Origin of the sequence: Rothia sp. HMSC071B01, assembly GCF_001808945.1 — a bacterium.
Lineage (GTDB): Bacteria > Actinomycetota > Actinomycetes > Actinomycetales > Micrococcaceae > Rothia.
Window position 1 is genome coordinate 15,623 of record NZ_KV795073.1, and the last position, 19,997, is coordinate 35,619.

A 19,997-nucleotide genomic window follows, 5' to 3' on the forward strand; every position below is an offset into this window, starting at 1 on the left:
ATGCACTAACCGGGGCGTAGAAAAGGAGAAAGTGGAGGCGAAAAATGAGGCGAGGAAGCGCCACCGCTCCCCCGCCGGGGGTCAATGAGAAAGAGATGAGAAGCAGCGGGTTAGAGCCAGCCGTTCTCCGTGGCGATACGCACCGCATCCTGACGAGTCGACGCACCCGTCTTCGCCATCGCCGCCGACAAATAATTACGCACCGTACCCGCCGACAAAAACAACGCCGACGCAATCTGCTGAGCCGTACCACCCGACGCCGCCTCACGCAGCACCTGCGCCTCACGCTCCGTCAACGGAGAAGCACCCGTCACCAAAGAATCCGCCGCCAACGACGGATCCACCACACGCAACCCCGCGTGCACACGACGAATCGCCTCTGCCAACTGGCGAGCGCCCGTATCCTTCACCACGAAACCGCTCGCACCAGCCTCCAGGGCGCGGCGCACATAGCCAGGGCGGCCAAAAGTCGTCACAATCAGCGTACGCACCGGCTCACCCGACTCACTCAAAGCACCCGCATCACGCAGCGCCGCAGCCGCCTCAATACCATCAGCCAGCAAAGTACCGGGCATCTGCACATCCAGCAACACCACGTCCGGCTTCAACAGGGCGACAGCACCCAACACCTCATCACCGCTACCGACCTGACCCACAATCTGCAGGTCAACCTCCAGACCCAGCAGGGCGGCAAGAGCCTCACGGATGAGCTGCTGATCGTCAGCGAGCAGAACACGAATCATGGGAGCCTCCCAGGGCTGAAGACGGAGTGATAACGGCGGGCGGAACAACCGTGTGAGGTTGTCTATCACCACCATACAGGGGCGGGTAGCTCCCCCGTCCAGGGCGCGGCGCCAAGTTCCACAATCTACAGCACCTATTTACAGCAGTGAGGTGTCGCCGTCCATGCTCACACGGATGCGCGTACCCACCCCACCGCCAGGGTTCTCCGCCAGCCACTGCTCGGGCGCCGCCTCAATCACCACGCTACCGCCGGACGCCGCCACACGCTGAGCCATACCCGTCAGACCGTTACCGCGCGCATCACCCACACCCACGCCGTTATCGAGGATGTCCAGACCGGTTGCGCTCAGACGAACCCGCGCCGCGTTCGCACCCGAGTGGCGCACCATGTTCGTGACCGCCTCACGCAGAACCCAGGAGAACAGTTTCGCGTTCACACCGGCCACCGCGAGCGCGTTCTGAGCCTCCGGCAGTTCGGCGCGAATACCGGCGGTCTGCAGGGCACGACCCGCCCCCTCAATCTCACCCGAGAAGTCGGGCACGCGCAGGCGCGTCACGGTTGAGCGAACCTCCGCCAGGGATGCGCGGGACAGCTGCGCGATCGCCTCCATCTCAGCACCGGCGCGGGCGGGGTCAATCTCCAGCAGGCGCTGCGCCAGCTCCGCCTTGAGGGTGATGACGGTCAGGGAGTGACCGAGCACGTCGTGCACGTCGCGGGCGATCTCTTCACGTTCCTCCGAGAGCGCCAGGGAGGCACGCGCTACATCCGCACGTTCGCCGAGCTCAATCAGGTAGGAGAAACCCAGAAGACCCAGCAGCGGCGCGCCGATAAAGAGAGCAATTCCGCCGTGAGAGGAGAAATCGAAACCGCTCACAGTAACGAATGTCAACCAGCAGATTGCGCCCATCGACGCCGCGACGGTCAGTCGCAGACGGTACGGGGCAATCGTCCCAAAAATCCAGAACGCCACAAAGTACATGCCGAAGCCCAGCAGAATTACGTGTATGTCACTCGGGGTCAACACCGCCATACCTACCAACGGCAGAATCATCAGTGCCGTCCAGATGACGCTTCGGCACACCGTGGAGGCGACCGGCACCAGCCACGGTACCGCGTACGCCGAGCAGTTCACCACCGCGAACAGCGCAATCAGCGCCACGCCGGTCCAACGCACCGGCGCCAGTTCCGGGGCGGTGAGGAAGCTATCCAGCGGCATGAGCAGAAACACCAGCCACGGGGCGCTAAAGCCCAGCGCCAGCCAGTTCACGCTGCCGCGGCGTTCACGGTAGAGGAAGCGGAAGCGATTCTTGCCCAGGGTGCGCTTCGCGGCGGTGGGTGCCGTCTTGTTCGCTACGCTGGTCTGGTCAGTGTTGTGCGGGTGGGTGTGGGTTTCGGTCATGGTTCTAGCCTAACGTGCGAATACCGCGGGTGCAGATATCACCGGTGCGGCGGCTTCAACGGGTACAGCGTGGGTTCGGTGCGAGTAAGTTCGGCGTGAGTGGATACGGCTTCCGCCGCAGCCTCGGGATTCAAGACTGCGGCGGGAAGAAGCATTTAGCGGCGGGTTGCGCGGCGCATCAGCAGGGCAGAAACACCCAGGAAGATAGCCGCCCACACGACCAGGCTCACCACGGCGTACCAGAGCGGCTCGGTGACGAACCAGTCCTCACCACCGCCCAGAATAATGGTCTGACCTGCGGTGAAGGGGTAGCGGGCGATCTCGGCGGCACCGTACAGCGGGGTGAAGCGGGCGTACTTCAGCAGGTCGGTGCTCAGCGGGGAGAACACGGTACCGAAGAAGCTCATAATCACCAGCAGACCGTTCGCAATGGACACGGCGTTCTCGTTACGAATCAGCAGACCCATCATGATGCCGTAGAAGGCGAACACCAGACCGCACAGCACCGTCAGCGCGCCAGCGGCAAGCTGCTGGTTCACAGGGATCTCAACACCGGTGAACATGCCCACAATGTTCACCGCAATCACCGGCAGCGCAGAAATCACCAGGGCGGTCAGCGCCTTCGCGCCCAGGTACTTGCCGGTGGTCAGCGGGGTCAGCGCCAGCTGGCGGTTCCAGCCGCTGGAGAGCTCGGCGACGGTGCTGCCGCTAATCGCCACGGTGTTCTGCACGGCACCGTACAGCGCCATGCCAATCATGACGTAGGCCGCTACGTTGCCGTCGCCCATCGGCTGGGAGGAGTAGTCCTGCATCGCGCCGAAGAGCAGGAAGAAGACGATGGGCAGTGCCACGCCGAAGAAGAATCGGTCGGTCGAGAGGATAGAAGCGCGGATGTCGTAGAGTGCGTAGCGGAGCATGATGTTTTCCTTGAGGTGTGTAGCGGCAGTGTGCGGTGTTGAGGCGGTCTAGTGTTTAGGCTTCAGTTGCCTTGGAGGCGGCGGCCTGCTCGGTCAGCAGGGTGAAGGACTCGTCCAGGGAGGGCTTGGTGACCTCCAGGTCGCTGATGCTGTAGTTGTTCAGCAGAGTGCGCAGTACCTGCTCAATCTCCAGTACGGAGATGCGGTGGCGGTACCCGCCGGACTCTTCGGTCACCTCGACCGGCACATCCAGGTCGGTGATGGGTGCGGGTGCGAGGAAGGAAAGGTGGCGGTGGCCGGTCAGGGCGCGGATCTCGTCGGAGGAGCCGTCAGCGATGATGGAGCCGGATTCCATGAGCACGATGCGCTGGGCGAAGTTCTGTGCTTCTTCCAGGTAGTGCGTCGCAAAAAGAATGGTCGTTCCACGCTCGGCGATGGCTTCCATGCGCTCCCAGAAGGTGCGGCGCGCATTCACGTCCATGCCGGCGGTCGGCTCGTCCAGGATCAGCAGTTCCGGCGAGTGCATGGTCGCCAGGGCGTAACGCAGACGCTGTTGCTGACCGCCCGAGCACTTGCCGACCTTACGCTTAGCAATCTCGGCCAGGTCGGCGCCGGCGAGTACCTCATCCACGTCAATAGGCTTGGGGTACAGCGCCGCAATCATCTCAACCGTGGCGCGAATCGTCAGGTCCTTGAGCAGGCCACCGGTCTGCTGAACCGCACCGAGTAGACCGGCGCGTGCCGCCTCGGAGGCGTTGCGACCGAAGACGCTCAACTCGCCGCCGCTGGGCTGGGTCAGACCAAGAATCATGTCGATGAGGGTGGTCTTGCCGGCGCCGTTGGGGCCGAGCAGTGCGATGATTTCGCCGCGCTTGACGGTCAGGTCAATCGAGTTGACGGCGACCACGGTGCCTGCCGCGCGGGTGGAGAAAACCTGGCGGAGGGAGCGGGCGGAAATAACGGTTTCTGCGGTGTTTTGCTTGCTATTCTGAAGTGCTGCGGTGTTCATGTTTCTATTACACCGCCGGTTTTCGCACCGGTGCGGTACAGAGTGTCATGAGCTGCCCATGACAAATGTCATGAGTTGAGGATATGCGAGCGTCGCGGCCCGTTACGCGAAGCGGGGGCTCCGTCCTCAAGGCGCCTGTGCCAATCGTTGTTGGGGCGCCGCAGAGGGGGCATTCCCCCGCGTAGCGTGAACGTGAAGCTGCGCTAGCGTCCCTATCCGTGCATCCCGCACATCAGATACAAAGACCCCGTGTCTTCTCCCCACACGGGGAACCCGTATCCTTCACCACGAACTCACTCGCACCAGTTTCCAGGACGCGGCGCGGCAGTGTTAGCAGATGCGGTGTGAGCGGGTACGGCTTCCGCCGCAGCCTCGGGAGCCCCTGATACTACGGAACTCTTGAGACTGCGGCGGGAAGAAGCATTTAGCGGCGGGTTGCGCGGCGCATCAGCAGGGCAGAAACGCCCAGGAAGATAGCCGCCCACACAACCAGACTCACCACTTGAAGCTCATTAGTAAGAGTTTATTGAGGACATAGAAAAGGGTTTCGGTAAGTATCAGTCCTTTGTAGATGCAGGTGAGCAGTATGAAGACGGCTACATCGACACTCTGGCCCTCTATTTATTGGAAGGGAAGATAGAAAACTTCCGTTCTCATCTAGAGTATCTCAATATGATTGGAGATGATGCGGATAGTGTCATCAGATTAGATATGTCTGGAAAGGAAGTTGATAAACAAATGATGGACAAATTTAGTTTATAAAAACAAAAAAGCCTTGGAAGCCAAGGCTTTTTTGTTTTTATAAATTAATTAGAAGAACCCCCAGTAAGACACGGAATATTGTTTAGTACGTGTAACCCAGAAAGAAATAAAATGACTAGCTATAGCTAGAGTAAAAATGGTTGCAATACTCAACACTGTTATAGCATTAGAAGCGAAAAGCAAAGAGAGAATCAAGGCAACCAGATAGAGTGTCGCTTGGACACAGTAGTAACTTCTCGGATAGCGAAGATAGTTTTTGTTATAGGGCCCATTTGCTAGGACAGCAGCTTGGAAGAGGCCAATTCCGATATAAAAGAAGCTGATTGCAACGAGAAGATTAGCCTCGGGATTCAGGAGATAACCCATCGAAACTGTCATCAACATAAGCCCAATGAAAATAGGATAGTGACTATAAATTATAAATACTCCCTTTTGATTGGATCCTTCGTCAATAGCATGGTCAAATTCACCAAAATAAAACAAGAACAGAGAAAGCATGATAACGAAATTAAGAACCGAATATATAGAGAAATTCTCAACTGTAAAGAAGTTAACTAGCCCAATAACCATCTCTCCAAACGTAATGATGACAAGAAGGGAGACGCGCTCGATTAAATGGGGAAGATTTACCTGGAAATGCTCATCTTTAGTCATCAAGAAAATTGGCACAATAAATGTTAGCAGAATACTAGCAATAAAGATATAGACTCCAACGTAAATAGGGAAAAGAGCTGCCAGATAGACTCCTAAACTTTGTAGACCTGTTAACCATAGAAAACCTTTGATGCTTTCCCGATCAGTATTATCGGTTGATTCTCTAAAAAACTGAACCAAATATTGAAAAAATAAGGTAAGGGTTAATGTACCAACAGCCCAACAGGTATAATAGAACCATTGTTGCCAATTGTATCCAATCATATTGGATATAAAGAGCATAAGTCCCATGTTGGTAAACATGATTACCATATTAAATAACGAGTTTGTTCCATAGCGATTGGTATAAATGGTTTGAATCATCCAGGCATTGATGATAACCATGACAGAGATGAAGAAATCAAGTAAAGAATCCCAAGCCACAACACCGTCATGAAGAGGGTGAATTAAAGCAGTTGCTTTTGAAATTGCAAAAACAAACACTAGGTCATAAAATAGTTCTGAAAATTCTACACGTTTATGTTCAATAAGAGTTGTCACCTTAAGACCTTTCTACTAGAAATACAATTTATTATAACACAACAATGGCATTGAAAGAGACGGAGATTCTTAAATAACTTCATGTGGCGCGAATCGTCAGGTCCTTAAGCAGGCCACCGGTCTGCTGCACCGCACCAAGTAGACCGGCGCGTACCGCCGTCCCAAACAGTGCTTCCCCACATATCAGATACAAAGACCCCGTGTCTTCTCCCCACACGGGGGAAGAGGACACGGGGTCATAAGCTAAAAAGTATTAGCGAGTGGGCTTAGCGCCGCGGCCACCGAGCTGGCGGCCCACGTTCTCATCGTTCTTCAGGGCGGAACGCAGTTCCTTCGGCAGGGAGAAGAGAATGTCTTCCTTCGCGGTCTCCACCTCTTCGATGGTGTTGTAGCCGTACTCGGCGAGCAGGGCCAGTACCTCCTGAACCAGAACCTCGGGCACGGACGCGCCGGAGGTCAGGCCCACGGTTGCCACGCCCTCGAACCAGGACTCGTCCACCTGGTGTGCGAAGTCCACACGCTCGGCACGCTTAGCGCCGTATTCGAGTGCTACTTCCTTCAGGCGCACGGAGTTCGAGGAGTTCGCCGAGCCAACCACAATGACCAGGTCAGCGCGCGGAGCAATCTCCTTGATGGCGCCCTGGCGGTTGGAGGTTGCGTAGCAGATGTCGTCCGAAGGCGGATCCTGCAGAGACGGGAAACGCTCACGCAGACGCGCCACGGTTTCCAGGGTCTCATCCACGGACAGGGTGGTCTGAGAAATCCAGACGACCTTCTCCGGGTTGCGAACGGTCACCTGATCCACCTCGTCGGGCGAGTTCACGATCTGGATGTGCTCGGGCGCCTCACCGGCGGTACCCTCGACCTCTTCGTGGCCGGTGTGACCGATGAGCAGGATGTCGTAGTCCTGCTTGGCGAAGCGCACAGCCTCGCGGTGCACCTTGTTCACCAGCGGGCAGGTCGCGTCAATAGTGTTCAGGGAGCGGTCGCCGGCTGCGGAAACCACCGCCGGGGACACGCCGTGCGCCGAGAACACGGTCACGGAACCTTCGGGAACTTCATCCACTTCATCAACGAAGATAGCGCCCTGCTTTTCCAAGGTCTCCACCACGTGGCGGTTGTGAACAATCTGCTTGCGCACGTAGACGGGCGCACCGTAGTGCTCCAGCGCCTTCTCAACAGCAATCACGGCACGGTCAACGCCTGCGCAGTAACCGCGCGGGGTGGCGAGCAGGACTTTCTTCTCACCGGTGACGGGTGCGGCGGCTTCAACGTCGGCGCGGCTGCGGCGCTCGCGGGGTACGGGCGGCAGGCCCAGGGCAATAGTTTCAGTGGACATGGTTACTATCCTACGTTGTTCGGACTTTTAGTGTGTGATGACTGTGGCACCGCTCGCAGGGCTACGTCCCAGGGCGATAAGGCGAATCAGAATACCGAGCAGTAGGGCGAGGATCGCCAGGACCAGCCCGTAGCTTGCCGCCGCCTGCAAGTGCCCGGTCAGTGACGGTGCAAGCTGGTTCCATGCCCCGGTAATCAGCGCCGTTCCGGCGGTGCTGTGGCTGGTAATTCCCAGGGTTTCAGGGCTCTGGCCGCCAAACCAGGCTGCGGCGCCCCAGCCCAGCAGGGCGTAGAGCAGAGCCGTGACCACCGGCACCAGGATGCGGTGCCTGGGGGCCAGCAACGTAGCCAGCAGCAGGCTCAGCGCCGCAATGATGGTCAGTGGCATGGTGGACTTGCCCAGCGCGGCGGCACGGTTAATGCCGGCGTGCAGGAACCACTCCTGCTGCTCCTGCTGGTTGTTGCCGTCCTTCAACCGGTCAATATTGAGGGTTTCAGGGCCGAGCTTCGTCAGGTCCGGGTCGAAGGAGCCGATAGAGCCGACCTTCGCATCCAACGCACGGTAAAAGGGGGTGAGCACAATGACGGCGGGACCGTCCTGGTGTTCGAGGTTGTAGCGGCGAGTTTCCTCGGCTACTTCCTTCCAGAGGCTTCGATATTCTTCAGTTTTTGACAGCTCAGCCGCGGAACGGTTGAGCAGGGAACGTATGCCGTCTTGTGTCGGCTTTACAAGAATGGAGTATAAGCCGCTTTGTTTGGTGCCGTCGAGGAAGGTTGTCATAGCTTCGGAGTTCATGAGGTCTTCGACCGCACCGTCCGCGATGCGCGAAGCAAGCTGCGAATCCTCCGCCAGGCTGGAGGAAATCTGCGAGAAACCACGCTCTGACATGAGCTTGGAGTTCACCCAGGCACCCGCGGTTGCACCCAGACCGGTCACCAGGGCAAGGGCGCACAGCACAACGGTCAGGAACCTCCGCAAGCCCGCCGCGAAGGGAGGCTCGGGGGCGGCCTGCAACTCAGCCTTGGTGGGGGTTGCTGTGTGACCGAGCATGCGGGTAGGCTGCAGCAGGGTCGTGTCTTCATCCGCCGTATAGTAGCCGCCCGTGTAATAGCCGTCTGTGCGGGTAATCCGGGTGTCGACGACTCGGGTCGCGTCCGCCGGGTAGTTGTGCGCGCCAGTACCCGCCGCTGACGAAGCCGCGGCGGTGTTGAGGGCGTTGTTCTGATGTGCTGACTGATCGGGTGAGCGCATGAGCCTAGGGTACCCGCTCACGGTGTTCAAAGCCGATTCGGACCCGCAGAATGCGCCAGAAGCTAAGTTCTGCCTGCACTGTGTGCAAGCTACCCGAGTCGCCAGGCTGACCTGTGCGCAGGCGCATAACCGACCAATCAGGGACAATAGAAGGCATGAACTTCTACAACCCCTCCGCAGTGCAGCCGGCACCCGCACTGGTGGTGCCGCCCGTGCACGAGCGGCAGCTTCCCGGGAAGTCTCAGGAAACCACCGCCACCAACCCCTGGCCCCTCGCCCTGCTCGCGCAGAACCTCAAAAACTACGTGGACAAGGTTCCCGAGCTCTGGGTGGAGGCGCAGGTCGCCTCCCTCAACGGCCGCGGCGGCAACGTCTTCATGGAGCTTAAAGACCTCAACGAAGACTTCTCCTTCACCCTCGCGCTCTTCGGGCGTGCCGGTAGCGGCCTGGCGGCTGATGTGACCGTAGGCGCTCGCATCGTCACCCGCGCCAAGCCGAGCCTGTGGAAGAACGGCAAGCTCTCCCTCATCGGCAAGGAAGTGTACGCGGTCGGCACCGGCAACCTGCACGAGCAGCTGCAGCGTCTGCGTGAAGCTCTCGCCGCCGAGGGGCTGTTCTCTGACGCCCGGAAGAAGCCGCTACCCATGCTGCCGAATCGTGTGGGTCTGATTACCGGTCGCGATTCTGACGCGGAGAAGGACGTCATCCGCAACGCCTCCCTGCGCTGGCCCGGCGTGGTCTTCGAGGTGCGCAATACCCGCGTTCAGGGTGAGGGCGCGGCAGCTGAGGTCATTGCAGCTCTCGCCGAACTGGACGCCCACCCGGAGGTGGACGTCATCGTCATCGCCCGAGGCGGCGGCTCCTTCGAAGACCTGCTGCCTTTCTCCGAGGAGGTGCTCATCCGTGCCGTCGCGGCGGCCACCACTCCGGTGGTCTCGGCAATCGGCCACGAAGCGGACTCCCCCATCCTCGATGCGGTCGCCGACCTGCGCGCTTCCACCCCCACCGATGCGGGTAAGCGCATTGTGCCCGATATTTCGGAGGAAACCGCCCGCATCACCGAGGCCCGCGCCCGCCTGGACCGTGCGGTACTTGGCTACGTGGGCATGCAGATGAACTACATTGCGCAGCTGCGGAGCCGCCCGGTGCTCACCCACCCGGAGTCTTCCCTGCTCATGCGTGTGGAGGAGCTGAGCCAGCTACGCGAGCGCGCTCACCGTTCGGTGCAGCACCGTCTGGAGCGTGAGTCGGCTACCCTGTCGCACACGTTGGCGCGGGTGCGTTCGCTCTCTCCCGCGCAGACGCTGAACCGCGGCTACTCCATTGTTCAGGATGCCGCGGGTGCTATTGTGCGTGACGCTTCGGCGCTGAGCGAGGGCGAGCAGATTACGGTGCGTGCGGCGACCGGTTCGGCGCAGGCGACCGTGACCTCCACGGACCCCTCAAACATCTCCTAAACCCCGATACCTACGTTTTACCCCTAGTTTTTACCCCTAAGTTTTACCCCTGAAAGGTTCCTCAATGAGCGAGAACATTAGCTTCAACAGCGCCGAGCTGGGCGCACCCGTCGAAACCCTCGGCTACGAGCAGGCGCGAGCCGAGCTGGAGCAGGTCGTGCGCCAGCTGGAGTCCGGCGCCAGCGACTTGGAGACTTCCATCGCACTGTGGGAGCGTGGCGAGGCGCTTGCCGCCCGCTGCGAGGCGTGGCTGCAGGGCGCGCAGGAGCGCCTGAACGCGGCACGCGGTGCACAGCAGGGCGGTCAGGAGAGCCCGGCAAACTAAAGCCACTTCCAGCACCCGTTCTGGCACATCCGCCAGCCGTCAAACAGAAATAGCCTGCCCCGCAGCTCATCAGAACTGCGGGGCAGGCTATTTCTGTCTATATGTAGCAGAGGTGGCAGGGCTAGTGCTTCTGCTTGTAGTCAGCCATGAAGTTACCCAGGCGCTCCAGGGCGCTGGTGAGGGTCTGCGTATCGGGCAGGAACACCAGGCGGAAGTGGTCCGGGTCCTTCCAGTTGAACGCGCGGCCGTGGCTGAAGAGAATCTTCTGGCTCTTGAGCAGGTCCAGGGCGAACTGCTCGTCGTCGGTAATGTCGAAGCGCTCAACATCAATCTTCGGGAACAGGTACAGTGCGCCGTCCGCACTGGTGCAGCTGATGCCGTCAATCTCGTTGAGCATCTTGTGCGCCAGGGTACGCTGCTCGTACAGGCGACCGCCGGGAACAATCAGCTCGTTAATGGACTGGTAGCCGCCGAGCGCGGTCTGGATTGCGTGCTGCGCCGGAACGTTGGAGCACAGGCGCATGGAGGCGAGCAGGTGAATACCCTCAAGGTAGCTTGAGGCGTCCTTCTTCGGGCCGGTGATAGCGACCCAGCCCGCACGGTAACCGCAGACGCGGTATGCCTTGGACAGACCGGAGAAGGTCAGGCAGAGCACGTCGTCGCCGGTTAGAGAAGCCATGTTGATGGCCTCAGCACCGTCGTAGGTGATCTTTTCGTAGATTTCGTCGGAGAACACAACCAGACCGTGTTCGCGTGCCACGTCCACGATCTGCTGCAGGATTGCACGCGGGTACACAGCGCCGGTGGGGTTATTCGGGTTAATAACCACGATGCCCTTGGTGCGCTCGGTAATCTTCGACTTGATGTCTTCAATATCCGGGTACCAGTTGTTTTCCTCATCGCAGAGGTAGTGCACGGGCTTGCCGCCAACCAGCGCGGTGGATGCGGTCCACAGCGGGTAGTCAGGCATGGGAACCAGGATTTCGTCGCCGGTCTCGCACAGTGCCTGCAGGGTCATCGGGATCAGCTCAGACACGCCGTTGCCGAGGTAGACGGCGTCGGTGTCGAGGTTCATGATGCCGCGGTTCTGGTAGTGCTGCACAATGGCGGTACGTGCCGAGTAGAGGCCGCGGGAGTCGGAGTAACCCTGGGTTTCGGGCAGGTGGCGAATGATGTCCATCATGATCGCGTCGGGCGCTTCAAAGCCGAAGGGCGCGGGGTTACCGATGTTCAGTTTGAGGATGCGGTGGCCCATCGCTTCCATGCGATTGGCCTCGTCCAGAATGGGGCCGCGGATGTCGTACAGGACGTTACTCAACTTTGAGGACTGACGGTACTTCGTCATGATGATTTACTTTCTAGGGTGATCCAAAATGAATTGTGCTGCGTCGTCATCTGCGATGGGGTTGGAACCGCTAGTCAGACGTAGCAGGAACGAGAGGTTACCCGTGTCTAATGTAGATGATACGCGGTTAATTGCCGTCCTGGCGCTATCTGGCAGGGTACGACGGATAATGGGCACCAGTTGCTGCTGCAAAAGTGCCGTTGACGGGTCTTCCAGGGTGACCAGGCGGTTCTCTTCAATCGCGGAGTCGCTGCTGTGCAGCAGGGTCACCTGTACGGTGTCGGAGGTCAGGGCTTTAACTCGCTCGGCGGGGTCGTCCTGGATCTTCGGGTCGTGCACACGGTAGCGGTAAAGGCTACGCAAAGAATCCACACCGTAGGTGCCGCTGGAGTACCCGGTCGGAATGGAGAACGCCAGGGAAGACTGCACCTCACGCAGGTTCGCGAGAGAGTTGAGCTTGTGGCGGGCACTCACGGCGCGGGTGGTAACCAGTACATCCTTGTTGGTGGCGTGGGCGCCGTTGAGGAGCATGAGCTCTTCGGGCAGGATGCGCGAAATGGCGTTGGTCATGTCGGTGGTGCTCATGGCGCGCAGGTTGATGGGGTCTGCGGAGCGGGTGGAGCTTGCGGTGGGGCTCGCGGTTGCGTCCGTAGCATGCGCGGAGGCGGCGCTCTCCTCCGCGGTGGGGGTAGCTGCCGGGGGCAGGGTCACGCCTGCGGCTTGAGCGGAGGCACTCACGGAGGCGGCAATACGTTCGTTCTGCGCGGCGGCGGGGCTGATTTTGCCGTCGTCGGTCAGGTAGAGCAGCAGGTCTCCGCTGTAGTCGATGACCAGGTCCAACGATTCAAGCGCGGCGGCGGTGCTGCTTTCCTCATCGTCGGGCAGAGTTGCGGTAGGGGTGGCTGAGTTAGCCGAAGGAACCATGAGCCCGCGCAGGGCGGTAGCGCGGCTGTTGTCGGTGTCAACAAGTTCAACGGAGTAGCCAACCTGTCGCAGGGCGCGCGCGTACACGTGCGCCACGGCGCGCATTTCACGCAGGGCACCGTAGCCGATACGCAGGGTACCGTAGCTGGATGCGGAAGGGTCCACCTGCGGGGTTGCGTCATTATTCCCGCAAGCGGCAAGCAGCGGCATGAGCGCCAGGGAGGTGAGCGCCGCACGGCGGGTGAGGGTTCGTCGGTTCATTAGGGAAGCTTCCGTGCGTTTTCATCGGCAAGAAATTCGCGGTATTCGCGTGCCCAGCTCGCGGCGTTGGAGTAGCCCATCATGGAGGCGACCTCGTCGATGAGGGTGCCGTAGCGGATGGTGTCCAGCTCAGCGATGGGTACCCAGCGTGCCGTGTCGGAGGATCCGTTGATTTCGTGGCGCAGTTCGCCGGTGACAATGTGGGCACGGAAAACCACCCGCAGGGCGCAGAAGGGTAGCGCTTGCGGGTCTTTCTGGGTGGAACGCACGGGGAAGTGTCCGGCGTGCACGCCCAGAATGTCTTCAATGGCGACGCTGTAACCGGTCTCTTCGAGGGTCTCTCGCAGCGCGGTTTCGTCGGCCTGTTCGCCGGGTTCCATGCCGCCGCCAGGCAGGGACCAGAGGGGGCTGAGCGCGCGGTCTTCGGGAACCCAGCGGGTCATGAGCAGCTTGCCCTGCTCAATGATCACTGCGTAGGCTGCGGGTCGGGTTTCCATTGCTAATGCCATGGTTTGATTTTACCGTCTATCGTTCGTTAGCGTTTCTTGCCGCGGCGTGCGCTGGCGGCTTTGGCGGACTGTCGAGCGTGCTGGCGCGCGTTACCGTTTTTCTTGGCGTTGGCGCGCTTTTTATCGCGTGCTTCGCGGCGGGCGTTGGCGGCTCGTGCCTTCGCTTTTTCCTTTGCCTTTTCAGCGGCGATGCGTTCGGCGCGTGCCTGCCGGGTTTCGCTACCACGCTCACTGGTTGCGGTGCGGCCACGCACAATGCCGATGAAGTCCTGCAGGAGCGCCTCGAGCTCTTCGCTGCGCGGCTCGCCCTTGGGGGCACGCGGCCAGACCAGGTGCACCGGGTAGGTGTCCAGACCCGCAACGGGGCGGTAGGTGAGGTCCTTGCGGTGGTAGAAACGCGCAATGGACATGGGCACAATGTACAGACCCACACCGGCGGCAACCAGCTCGATGGTTTCCTTATCGGTCAGACCCTCGGGCACGATGCGACCGGCACTCTCACGCCATGCGCGGGAGACTTCCTCATAAGCGGGAATATTGGAGGCGGGCTGTAGCAGGAACTCCTCGGCAAGCTCCTCCACGGGCACCTCATCAAGCACGGTGAGCACATGGTCCACCGGCAGAATGACCACGGGCAGCTCCTCGTAGAGGCGGATGCTGTGGTACTTCTCGCCGTCGGCGCTTGCCGGTTCACGGTCGGGGCGCACAATACTCATGTGCGCGAAGGGATTCTCGGGCACAGCCTTACGCGCGATGGGTGCGTGCTCGGTAGCCTCGACGCTATCCTCAGCGGGCGCCTCGGAGGCAGTTTCTTCCGCAGAGTTGAGGGCAGGGTCAATCAGGCACAGGTCCTGATGCAGGGAGTCCAGGCCGCGCGCCTCACGCACGGGTACCTCCGCCAGCTGCACACGGTCGCCGAAACGCTCGTGCCAGCGGTTGAACCACTTGCCGGGCATAATCGCGGGCACGTAGCTAATGCGCAGCACGGAGCGCTGCAGCACGGGGATGGGCAGAGCCTCCGGGGTCTGGATCATCGCCAGCTGCTCGGGATGCAGGTACACGCGGGTGGGAGCTTCGCTTTCTACCTGGTCGGTAGCGTTTTCGGGCGCGTTCTGCTCGGGGTCGATTGCGGTGAGGGCAGAGTCGTTGACGGGCTGCTCTTCGAGGGTGCCTGCGGTGGAGGATGCGGATGAACTCATCCCTCCACGCTAGCACATCTTGGGCGGGTGTATTGGGGTCGGGTGAGCGCCCTCAACCCGGTGAGATAGCACCCCTATCCCCTGTCGCCGGGAGGGCTAGTTCTCGGTGATGCTCTCCGGAGCGTTCTCAACGGTTTCGTGGTTAATGCGGCGTTCGCGCAACTGAGCCACAATGACCATCACCGTAATAACAATGGCAAGGGCGAGGGGGAACATCCACGGCTCCAGGCCGAGGGCCGCAAGAATTGCGAAGCCGATGGTGGTGTAAATACACGCCCACATGAAGGTTCCAACCAGCATCGCGGGAACCCAGCGGCGCAGAGGCATTTTCGTGAAGCCGGTCGTGATGATGACCGCGGTTTGCAGGCCCACGGTGAGAAAGCAGAGGGGCACGGCAATAACGCCCCACCGGTTAATCAAGCGGCGCGCTTTACGGTAGAGGGGGCTGTCCATGGCTTTGCGGATGCGGTCGAGGCGGGCGCCGCCTTCAGCAGCGAGCGCGCCAAGAGCGTACACGATGCTGGTGCGGACGATACCGACCACCCACATGAAAGCTAGGGCAACCTCAATCGGGAGTGCGTCAAACCAATCTTTCACCCGGCTATTCTCTCATGAGTGGGCGATATTGACCTGATTGAAGGTTTTTTGAGGCTTCTTATTCGACTTTTGGAGGGGCCAGAAAATTTTTTTAAACTTTTTTTGCCGGGGGCTGTTGCCCCTTGTCGCCTGCAATGGCGCGGATTTTACTTAGGTAAACCTTAGTTTATTGACAGGGTGTCGCTATTTTCGGCTTGTCACCCGCACGGGAATTAGGATATATTTTTATTACCGAATAAGGCAGGTCTTGTGGGAAGGCCTTCCTAATCGGTCTAGAAGACTTTCTTCCTGTGTGTGATGCTAGAAAAGGAACCCCGCTGATGGGGTTCCTTTTCTTTTTATTCGTTCCTTTCCAGAGGCACATTCCCAGCAAAACAAAACCCCGACAGTGTGAACTGTCGGGGTTTTATGCGTGTCTGGAGCAAAGTCTACTTCTTACCCTGATTCTTGTCCTGGCGGTGCAGAGCGCTCAGCGGCTTGGGCAGCTGAACCGGATTCCAGGTGTTGCTGACTGCTTCAAAGGAGGAGCCAGCACCGGGATGGCGGTTCGTCGAACGAACACCACCGCTCGCCGTAGCACCGGTCGAGAGCGCCGGGTCGTTCAGGGACGCAATATCCAGAGCATCGAACTCGGAATCATCCAGGACGTCCGGCAGAGGAATCTCCTCGGGAATCGGCTGAGCGGGAGCCTGAGTAGCAGGTGCCGCAGGCGCCTGGCGGACGGGCGAACCATCGCGCAGAGCCTGGCGAGCCACCGGCTGGGCCGGCTGAATAGCCGGCTGCTGTGCGGGAGCCTGCTGCTGAGCGGCAGGCGCCTGGGCAACCTGCGCAGGCTGAGGTGCTACCGGCTGAGCGGGAGCCACAGGTGCCTGAGCAGGATGTGTAGGCTGAGCAGACGGCACGGGCTGAGTGTGCTGGGGCTGAGCGGGCTGGCTCGGAACAACCGGAGCCTGAGCCACCTGAGGCTGTGCAGCAGTACGCGGTGCACTAGCAGAGGAAGCAACAGAACCGCTCTCCTGGTCAAAGAGCACGCTACCGCGGCGAATCGGCTGGAAGCGGCTCGGACGCTGCTGGCGGCGCTCCTGACGGTGACCTGCGGGCGCCTCCGCCGGGCGGGCAGAACGGGCAGGTACGGGACGAGAAGAATGAGCAGGTGCCGCAGCAGGCGCTTCCGCACGAGGAGCCGCCTCGGGAGCCTCATCGGAGGACTCCACCGCAATGTGCGCACGGCTCGGGCGTGCCGCCTCACGGCTCACGTTGCGGGCAGTAGTCTCACGGGTTGCGGGGCGAGCCTGATGTGCAGGCTCTTCGACAGCTTCAGCTTCCGGCGCTTCAGTATCCTCTACAGGCTCAGAAGCGTCATCGTAAGCTTTTTCGTCGTCAGACTCTTCATACGCCTCAGCGTCAGTACCCTCGGCATCTTCTGCTTCTGCCTTGGCGCGCCGCTCATCGCGGTTCGCCTTAATCTGGTTGCCAAGAGACTCCAGCAGACCAAAACGGCTTACAGCCCACGCGCCGCCAGCAAGAATCAGGAAGAGAACAGCCCAACCCCACGCCAGAACCCCAAAGAGCGCCAGAAGACCGGTCACCAGGGCAAGCACGCCCAGACCAGCCGCAACCAGCAGGGCGATACCGCTCAGGCTCGAGGTATCAAAGTAGGACAGCGGCGAGGGCTTCGACTCCTCCACCACCGGAATCTCATCGGTGTAGGGAGCAGTCGGGGAAGAATCACGAATCTGCGAAATAGAAGCCGTATCCGGGGCAGGCTGAACAGCATCCTCTACGGCGTGAGAGGAACGGGAAGAAGCCTGTGGAAGAGCAGAAGAGGGTAGGGAGGTACCCGGCGCCACCGCATGATCGGAAGACTGGTACGCCTCCGACTCATTCAGCAGCACGCCTGCAGAGGCGAGAATGTCCTCAGCGGTACGCTCGGCGCTAATCAGGGGACGCTCGGGCTCCACGGAGGGACCAGCGGGCGCGCGACGGAGGCTCCTGGGCACAAACCACAGCAGCAAAATCACGGTCAGAATTACCAACACACCGGAGGTGTTCAAAAGCGTCATATTCAGGTCGCCCTCTATCGTCCCTTTATCCCTAGACTTTAATCATACCCTTATATTCCCAATGCTTTCCATAAGCGGCAAGAATCGGGCTGGATATGCGCATATACCCCAGAAGGAATATGCGCACTACGACGTCGTTGCGTCCCTGCACAAGACACACTCTGGACCCTCACCCAGTAGCACGCCACGCACATAACGGACACGAACGACGCAAAGGAAGGCGCCCTCCCTCAGGGCTAACGCCCCACCAGAAAGAACGCCTTCCTCAGCGTGGTTGGTATTTATCGGTTGCCCTCATCAGAGAGCGAATGCAGAGTAATTAGCAGTTCTCTGCGACAAAGTCCTTCAGCCATGCGCGCAGGTCGTCACCGAACTCGGGACGCTCAGCAGCAAGAATAACGTTTGCCTTCAGGTAGGACAGCTTGTCACCGGTGTCGAAACGGCGGCCGGAGAAGACCACACCGTAGACGCCTTCGCCTTCGCCCTCACCCTGAGCCAGGGTCTGCAGAGCGTCAGTCAGCTGAATCTCGCCGCCGCGGCCCGGAGCGGTGTTCTCCAGAACCTCGAAGACCTTCGGGCTCAGAACGTAACGGCCGATCACAGCGTAGTTCGAGGGAGCCTCATCAGCAGCGGGCTTCTCAACCAGACCGGTGATCTTCACGAAACCGTCTTCGCCCTCAACAGCCTCAATAGCAGCTGCACCGTAAGCGGAAATAGCCTCGCGGGGGACCTCCATCAGAGCAACGACGGAACCGCCGGTGCGCTCCTGGACCTCCACCATGCGGGAGAGCAGGTCTTCCTTCTCATCAATCAGGTCATCACCGAGCAGAACAGCGAATGCCTCATCGCCAACGTGGCGCTTTGCGCGCAGAACAGCGTGGCCCAGGCCCTTGGGGTCGCCCTGACGCACGTAGTGCAGGTCGCCGCCCATCTCATTGGTAGCTACCACAGAAGCGAGCAGAGCGTCCTTACCCTGCTCAGCGAGCTGCTGCTCCAGAACGGGAACGCGGTCGAAGTGATCCTCGAGAGCGCGCTTGTTACGGCCGGTAATCATCAGAACGTCATTCAGACCGGCACGGATTGCTTCCTCCACCACGTACTGAATCGCGGGGCGATCAACGACGGGGAGCATTTCCTTGGGGGTTGCCTTCGTGGCGGGCAGGAATCGGGTGCCCAGACCAGCAGCAGGAATAACTGCCTTAGTAACAGACTTAATTTCAGTAGCCATGCCACAAGAATACCCTAAGTTGTAAAGTACTTAAGCTGATTTATCGACACTATGACGTGAAAAAATCTTCAACGTGACTAACTACATATCGGTGAAGGTACATTCTTCGGGTTGTAGAGAAAATACGTTCCTCGAAACCCAATGCTATTTTCTGCAATCCCTATACTAAAAAGTAGATTCTATAGCCCAGCAGAGTAGGTTGCTTTTTGCCGCCCATAAGGATGTTTTCACCCCACCTCGGAACGCCTCTCAACGCGGAGGCACCACGACTCAAACCAGCCAAACTAGGCCATAGAGCCACTCTCCTCCACCCCGCATAAGACCTCACCCGCAAAGACGATGGGACACACCATGCCTCTCAATACCGCAGCCGCCACCAGCAACTCCGATACCGGTGCCAGCGCAGAAGATATCTCCCTGGATAAAGACATTCTCCGCTCTCAGATTCGCCCCCGCCGCCTCACCGCACGCAGCCACCGCGGCGAACACGACCAGCAGCAGATAGCTGACCTTTTCACCCACCACATTCTTGAAGCGGTCGCGCAGCGCCTCCACTCCCCCGGCACCATTGCGGCATACCTGCCCACCAAGTCCGAACCGCCCATCATCGAAGCACTAACCCGCCTGCACAAGGACGGACACCGCATCCTCGTGCCCGTCGTGCGTCCCGGCCGCAAACTCGCCTGGGTGCACTGGGATCCCGCCGTCGAGCACCCGCTCAGCCCCATGGGAATCCCCGAACCCGAAGGCGAAGAACAGGACGAGCGAGCCTTCGTGAACGCCGATGTGCGCCTCGTCCCCGCTCTCGCCTTTGATGCTGACGGGCACCGCCTCGGTCAAGGAGGCGGCTACTATGACCGCATTATCCCCCTGCTCAGCGCACAGCAGCTGAAGGAGCAGAGCATCGGCGTGGTCTTTGCCGATGAAATTTATGAAGCTATTCCCTACGACCAGTGGGACGCTATTCTGCCAGTCATCCTCACCGAAGAAGGCGTTTTCCGCACCTCTCAGCAGTCACCGATGTAGCCGGTTGACCAGCACCGCCCACCTCCTGATTGACACCCCAAATCTTCATGCAAAAGCTCAAAGATATGCAGGAACACACGACCAAAATCGCTCAGGAAAAAGGCAAAAAGAAACCAGAAATAGCTTTTTGAGAAGAAACCGCAAATAGCCCAGAGCGTTTCAAAAGCGGTACACTCAAACCACTGTTATTAAACCCGCTCAACGAAAAATCGATACAGAAGGACAATATGCCGGTCTACGTTTACCAGTGCAAGAATTGCAATCACGTCTTTGAACAGCGCCAGTCCTTTAGCGACGATGCACTGCGCGTCTGCCCGCAGTGCGGCGAAGAAACCCTGCGCAAGCGCTACAACACCGTCGGCGTGACCTTCAAGGGTTCCGGCTTCTACAGCACCGACAAGGGCAACTCCTAAACGGGGTTCCACACCAGCCAAAAGAGGGGCGGGG

General features: G+C 59.6%; 18 protein-coding genes. 4 read left to right on the forward strand and 14 right to left on the reverse strand.

Annotated elements, in window-relative coordinates:
- Positions 1-110: 110 nt before the first annotated feature.
- The 7 genes from HMPREF2527_RS05005 to HMPREF2527_RS05035 all read right to left on the reverse strand — a co-directional run bounded on the left by HMPREF2527_RS05005 (position 111) and on the right by HMPREF2527_RS05035 (position 8,616).
- A complete protein-coding gene (locus HMPREF2527_RS05005) occupies positions 111-743 on the reverse strand; it encodes a response regulator transcription factor (RefSeq protein ID WP_005505116.1) in 633 nt (210 codons plus the stop codon).
- 138 nt (positions 744-881) lie between these two features.
- Complete coding sequence (locus tag HMPREF2527_RS05010; protein WP_070506850.1) at positions 882-2,144, reverse strand: sensor histidine kinase; 1,263 nt, start codon at positions 2,142-2,144, stop codon at positions 882-884.
- A gap of 155 nt (positions 2,145-2,299) precedes the next feature.
- A complete protein-coding gene (locus tag HMPREF2527_RS05015) occupies positions 2,300-3,061 on the reverse strand; it encodes an ABC transporter permease (RefSeq protein ID WP_070506852.1) in 762 nt (253 codons plus the stop codon).
- Positions 3,062-3,116: 55 nt separating this feature from the next.
- Positions 3,117-4,070 (reverse strand): ABC transporter ATP-binding protein, encoded by a 954-nt coding sequence (locus HMPREF2527_RS05020; protein WP_070506855.1) that lies wholly within the window; start codon positions 4,068-4,070, stop codon positions 3,117-3,119.
- An 810-nt stretch (positions 4,071-4,880) separates the two neighbouring features.
- Entirely contained in the window at positions 4,881-6,026 is a 1,146-nt protein-coding gene (locus HMPREF2527_RS05025) for a low temperature requirement protein A (protein ID WP_070506857.1), read from the reverse strand.
- Positions 6,027-6,279: 253 nt separating this feature from the next.
- Positions 6,280-7,365 (reverse strand): 4-hydroxy-3-methylbut-2-enyl diphosphate reductase, encoded by a 1,086-nt coding sequence (locus tag HMPREF2527_RS05030; RefSeq protein ID WP_012903115.1) that lies wholly within the window; start codon positions 7,363-7,365, stop codon positions 6,280-6,282.
- A gap of 27 nt (positions 7,366-7,392) precedes the next feature.
- Complete coding sequence (locus HMPREF2527_RS05035) at positions 7,393-8,616, reverse strand: dehydrogenase (protein ID WP_070506860.1); 1,224 nt, start codon at positions 8,614-8,616, stop codon at positions 7,393-7,395.
- Between the two features lie 155 nt (positions 8,617-8,771).
- On the opposite strand from HMPREF2527_RS05035, the gene xseA reads away from it, so the two are divergent.
- Both xseA and HMPREF2527_RS05045 read left to right on the forward strand, forming a co-directional pair.
- Complete coding sequence (gene xseA / locus HMPREF2527_RS05040; protein ID WP_070506862.1) at positions 8,772-10,073, forward strand: exodeoxyribonuclease VII large subunit; 1,302 nt, start codon at positions 8,772-8,774, stop codon at positions 10,071-10,073.
- Positions 10,074-10,137: 64 nt separating this feature from the next.
- On the forward strand, positions 10,138-10,398 hold the full coding sequence (locus HMPREF2527_RS05045; protein ID WP_049341827.1) for an exodeoxyribonuclease VII small subunit: 261 nt from the start codon (positions 10,138-10,140) through the stop codon (positions 10,396-10,398).
- A gap of 121 nt (positions 10,399-10,519) precedes the next feature.
- On the opposite strand, the gene HMPREF2527_RS05050 is transcribed toward HMPREF2527_RS05045, so the two are convergent.
- The 7 genes from HMPREF2527_RS05050 to galU all read right to left on the reverse strand — a co-directional run bounded on the left by HMPREF2527_RS05050 (position 10,520) and on the right by galU (position 18,524).
- Positions 10,520-11,743: a pyridoxal phosphate-dependent aminotransferase gene (locus tag HMPREF2527_RS05050; RefSeq protein WP_012903111.1), complete on the reverse strand. Its 1,224-nt coding sequence runs from the start codon at positions 11,741-11,743 to the stop codon at positions 10,520-10,522.
- Between the two features lie 6 nt (positions 11,744-11,749).
- Entirely contained in the window at positions 11,750-12,928 is a 1,179-nt protein-coding gene (locus tag HMPREF2527_RS05055; RefSeq protein WP_070506865.1) for a glycine betaine ABC transporter substrate-binding protein, read from the reverse strand.
- Complete coding sequence (locus HMPREF2527_RS05060) at positions 12,928-13,425, reverse strand: NUDIX domain-containing protein (protein ID WP_005505097.1); 498 nt, start codon at positions 13,423-13,425, stop codon at positions 12,928-12,930. Before HMPREF2527_RS05060 ends, HMPREF2527_RS05055 begins: the two co-directional genes overlap by 1 nt.
- Before the next feature lie 38 nt (positions 13,426-13,463).
- Complete coding sequence (locus tag HMPREF2527_RS05065; protein WP_141744450.1) at positions 13,464-14,636, reverse strand: LysR substrate-binding domain-containing protein; 1,173 nt, start codon at positions 14,634-14,636, stop codon at positions 13,464-13,466.
- A gap of 96 nt (positions 14,637-14,732) precedes the next feature.
- Entirely contained in the window at positions 14,733-15,233 is a 501-nt protein-coding gene (locus HMPREF2527_RS05070; RefSeq protein ID WP_070506867.1) for a DedA family protein, read from the reverse strand.
- 428 nt (positions 15,234-15,661) lie between these two features.
- Entirely contained in the window at positions 15,662-17,296 is a 1,635-nt protein-coding gene (locus HMPREF2527_RS05075) for a hypothetical protein (RefSeq protein WP_070506870.1), read from the reverse strand.
- A 319-nt stretch (positions 17,297-17,615) separates the two neighbouring features.
- Complete coding sequence (galU, locus tag HMPREF2527_RS05080) at positions 17,616-18,524, reverse strand: UTP--glucose-1-phosphate uridylyltransferase GalU (protein ID WP_012903104.1); 909 nt, start codon at positions 18,522-18,524, stop codon at positions 17,616-17,618.
- Between the two features lie 351 nt (positions 18,525-18,875).
- Between galU and HMPREF2527_RS05085 the strand changes: the two genes are divergently transcribed.
- Both HMPREF2527_RS05085 and HMPREF2527_RS05090 read left to right on the forward strand, forming a co-directional pair.
- Positions 18,876-19,550 (forward strand): 5-formyltetrahydrofolate cyclo-ligase, encoded by a 675-nt coding sequence (locus HMPREF2527_RS05085; protein ID WP_138187167.1) that lies wholly within the window; start codon positions 18,876-18,878, stop codon positions 19,548-19,550.
- A gap of 227 nt (positions 19,551-19,777) precedes the next feature.
- Entirely contained in the window at positions 19,778-19,963 is a 186-nt protein-coding gene (locus HMPREF2527_RS05090; RefSeq protein ID WP_005505091.1) for an FmdB family zinc ribbon protein, read from the forward strand.
- Positions 19,964-19,997: the final 34 nt, after the last annotated feature.

Excerpts from the sequence above, each read along its gene's own strand:
- HMPREF2527_RS05005 (WP_005505116.1), bottom strand. The coding sequence starts at position 743 with ATGATTCGTGTTCTGCTCGCTGACGATCAGCAGCTCATCCGTGAGGCT.
- HMPREF2527_RS05010 (WP_070506850.1), bottom strand. The coding sequence starts at position 2,144 with ATGACCGAAACCCACACCCACCCGCACAACACTGACCAGACCAGCGTA.
- HMPREF2527_RS05015 (WP_070506852.1), bottom strand. The coding sequence starts at position 3,061 with ATGCTCCGCTACGCACTCTACGACATCCGCGCTTCTATCCTCTCGACC.
- HMPREF2527_RS05020 (WP_070506855.1), bottom strand. The coding sequence starts at position 4,070 with ATGAACACCGCAGCACTTCAGAATAGCAAGCAAAACACCGCAGAAACC.
- HMPREF2527_RS05030 (WP_012903115.1), bottom strand. The coding sequence starts at position 7,365 with ATGTCCACTGAAACTATTGCCCTGGGCCTGCCGCCCGTACCCCGCGAG.
- HMPREF2527_RS05035 (WP_070506860.1), bottom strand. The coding sequence starts at position 8,616 with ATGCGCTCACCCGATCAGTCAGCACATCAGAACAACGCCCTCAACACC.
- xseA (WP_070506862.1), top strand. The coding sequence starts at position 8,772 with ATGAACTTCTACAACCCCTCCGCAGTGCAGCCGGCACCCGCACTGGTG.
- HMPREF2527_RS05045 (WP_049341827.1), top strand. The coding sequence starts at position 10,138 with ATGAGCGAGAACATTAGCTTCAACAGCGCCGAGCTGGGCGCACCCGTC.
- HMPREF2527_RS05050 (WP_012903111.1), bottom strand. The coding sequence starts at position 11,743 with ATGACGAAGTACCGTCAGTCCTCAAAGTTGAGTAACGTCCTGTACGAC.
- HMPREF2527_RS05055 (WP_070506865.1), bottom strand. The coding sequence starts at position 12,928 with ATGAACCGACGAACCCTCACCCGCCGTGCGGCGCTCACCTCCCTGGCG.
- HMPREF2527_RS05060 (WP_005505097.1), bottom strand. The coding sequence starts at position 13,425 with ATGGAAACCCGACCCGCAGCCTACGCAGTGATCATTGAGCAGGGCAAG.
- HMPREF2527_RS05065 (WP_141744450.1), bottom strand. The coding sequence starts at position 14,636 with ATGAGTTCATCCGCATCCTCCACCGCAGGCACCCTCGAAGAGCAGCCC.
- HMPREF2527_RS05075 (WP_070506870.1), bottom strand. The coding sequence starts at position 17,296 with ATGACGCTTTTGAACACCTCCGGTGTGTTGGTAATTCTGACCGTGATT.
- galU (WP_012903104.1), bottom strand. The coding sequence starts at position 18,524 with ATGGCTACTGAAATTAAGTCTGTTACTAAGGCAGTTATTCCTGCTGCT.
- HMPREF2527_RS05085 (WP_138187167.1), top strand. The coding sequence starts at position 18,876 with ATGCCTCTCAATACCGCAGCCGCCACCAGCAACTCCGATACCGGTGCC.
- HMPREF2527_RS05090 (WP_005505091.1), top strand. The coding sequence starts at position 19,778 with ATGCCGGTCTACGTTTACCAGTGCAAGAATTGCAATCACGTCTTTGAA.